The organism is Anaerolineales bacterium, from assembly GCA_022866145.1.
Taxonomy (GTDB): domain Bacteria; phylum Chloroflexota; class Anaerolineae; order Anaerolineales; family E44-bin32; genus PFL42.
Genome location: JALHUE010000353.1, coordinates 1 through 2,692 on the forward strand (window position 1 = coordinate 1; position 2,692 = coordinate 2,692).

At 66.3% G+C, this 2,692-nt stretch carries 2 protein-coding genes; both read right to left on the reverse strand.

The window, feature by feature from the left end:
* On the reverse strand, positions 1-861 hold an 861-nt coding region (locus MUO23_10875), incomplete at its 3' end, for a class I SAM-dependent methyltransferase (GenBank protein ID MCJ7513458.1).
* Positions 862-1,047: 186 nt separating this feature from the next.
* On the reverse strand, positions 1,048-2,692 hold a 1,645-nt coding region (gene ligA / locus MUO23_10880), incomplete at its 5' end, for an NAD-dependent DNA ligase LigA (protein ID MCJ7513459.1).

The window sequence follows — 2,692 nt, forward strand, 5'->3', positions numbered from 1 at the left end:
GCCCCGGTCGCGCAACTTGCGCAGCGCGACGAAGACGTCTGCCTGCTGCCAGTCCGCCTTCTGTGCCTCAAACCCATTGAGGCTCAGGTTGGCCTTCCCCAGGGTGATCGCCCCAGCCGATTCCTCGACGGAGAGCACTGACACCGCGCCCCCAGCCAGCGCGGCAACGGTGAAACCGCCGGTGTAGGCAAAGCAGTTGAGGACTTCGCCCAGCCGGCTCTCGCGGCGCAGACGTGCCCGGTTGTCCCGCTGATCGAGGTAGAAGCCGGTCTTCTGCCCAGCCACCAAGTCGACCTCGAACTCGAGCCCTGCTTCTCGAATCCGGACCGGGCCGGCAGGAGCCCTCCCAACCACAGCCTGGCAGCGAGCCGGCAGGCCTTCCAGGCTTCGAACCGGCGCATCCGAGCGGTCGTAGATCCCGCCTTCCTCTCCGAGCTCGCCCAGACCCTCCAGGATCGGCTGACGCCAGTGCTCTACGCCCGCCGAAAGGAACTGCGTGACCCGGAACGGTCCATAGCGGTCGACAATCAACCCCGGAAGACCGTCCGATTCCCCGTGGACTTCGCGATAGGCTGTGAGGGCGGGATCTAGCGCCAGTTCTCTGCGACGGGCGATCGAGGCCGCCAGCCGCCGGGCGATGAAGTCCGATTCGACGCCCTCAGCCTCGTCCCACGTCCACACCCGGACCCGAATCTGGGAGTCTGGCGAGTATGCTCCCCGCGCCAGCCAGGTGCCGGCAGCAGACAGCACCTCCACCGTCTCTCCGCTGCCCGGGCTTCCGATGACCTCACCGATTGCGCCCGCGAAGATCCACGGATGGCGGCGGGCCAGCGACTTCTGCCTTCCAGGAAGCAAACGCACGCTGGGAGTCATTCGTCGAAGGCAGCGCCGGGGTCGCGGTCCCCAGGCCTCTCCCGACAAGCCCTGGGAGGCTGATGAAGTAGGCGTGCCTCATCAGAGTGACTTGCATCTGTAGGGATTGGGGCTTCGCCCCAACCACCACATATGAATTCTTCTTGAATGAGAAGAGTGTTATCCATCAACCTGCTAGCTGCCATCCCGCTGCGCCAACCGAAGCAGCCCGGCCTGATCGATCTCGGGGATCCCCAGTCGGCGAGCCTGCTCCAGCTTCGATCCGGGAGCCTCGCCGACGACCAGGTAGGAGGTGCGTTGGCTCACACTTCCGCTGACCTTTCCGCCGGCCGCCTCGACCAGGGCCTTCGCCTGCTCGCGCGACAGACCTGGGAGGGTTCCGGTGATGACGAAAGACTTCCCGGCCAGCGGCTTGGGTCCAGCCGGCGAGACGGAGGGCTCCGCCCGCGGCCAGACTCCGGCTTTCCTCAGTTTGGACACCAGCTTGCGGTTGGTCGGGCGCGCAAACCAGTCGGTGATGGCGGCCGCAGTGCTGGGGCCGATGCCCTCGATCTCCTGCAGCCGTTCGGCGGGGGCCTGGGCCAGCTTGTCCAGATCGGCGAACTCCCGCGCCAGATCGGCGGCGACGCTCTCCCCCACCCCGCGGATACCCAGGGCCGTGATCAGCACTCGCAAAGGCCGTGCCCGCGAGGCCTGGATGCCGGCGATGAGATTCTCCGCCCGACGTTCCGCGAAGCCTTCCAACTGGAGCAGGTCGTCCGACTTCAGACTGTATAGGTCGGCCACATCGGCGATCACATCGGCGGCGACCAGCAGCTTGGCGACCTTGATCCCCAGCCCCTCGATGTCCATCACGCCCCGCCCGGCGAAATGTTCCAGATTGCGCACCAGCTGAGCCGGGCAGGCCCCGTTGACGCAATACACGGCGACCTCGCCCTCGATGTGCACCAGCGGCGCCTGGCACGTCGGGCAGCGCCCGGGGGGGCGGAACTTGCGCTCATTCCCTGTCCGCCCCTGTGGCACAGGTCCCACAACATACGGGATCACCTCGCCGGCGCGCTTGACCAGGAGGCGGTCTCCGATCCGGATGTCCTTTTCCTGGATGAAGTCGAAGTTGTGCAAGGTAGCCTGACGCACCGTAACCCCACCCACGACGACAGGTGCCAGGATCGCGGTCGGGGTGATCACCCCGGTGCGCCCGACATTGACCTCAATGCCCAGGAGCTCCGTGGTCACCACCTGGGCTGCGAACTTGAAGGCGATCGCGCCTCGAGGGTCTTTGCCTACGACGCCGAGTCGGGCTGCCAGGCCCAGATCATCGATCTTGATCACCGCGCCGTCGGCTTCATACGGCAGTGACTCGCGGCGGGCCGCCCAGGATCCGGCCAGGCCGATCGCTTCTTCCAAGTCAGCCGCCCGCGCCGTTCCCTGCGCTACCGGGAAGCCGAAGGCCCGCAGCGTGTCGAGCGACCCGCTCTGCGTGGGGGGCACGCCCTCGGACGACTCCAGGATCGAATAACACAGTAGCCGGATCGGCCGGGAAGCGGTCAACGCAGGGTCCAGCTGACGGAGGGCGCCCGAAGCCGTGTTGCGTGGGTTGACGTACGCCTTTTCTCCGCCTTGCTCCATTCTCCGATTCAATTCCTCAAAATCCTTCAGGAAGATCATTGCTTCGCCACGAACGACGAGGCGCGGCGGAGGAATGGGGCCTCGGGGATCCACTGGGATCCGCAGAGGCAGGCTGCGGACCGTCCGCAGGTTGGCGGTGATGTCTTCGCCGGTTTCGCCATCGCCCCGGGTGGCTCCCAACACAAACAGA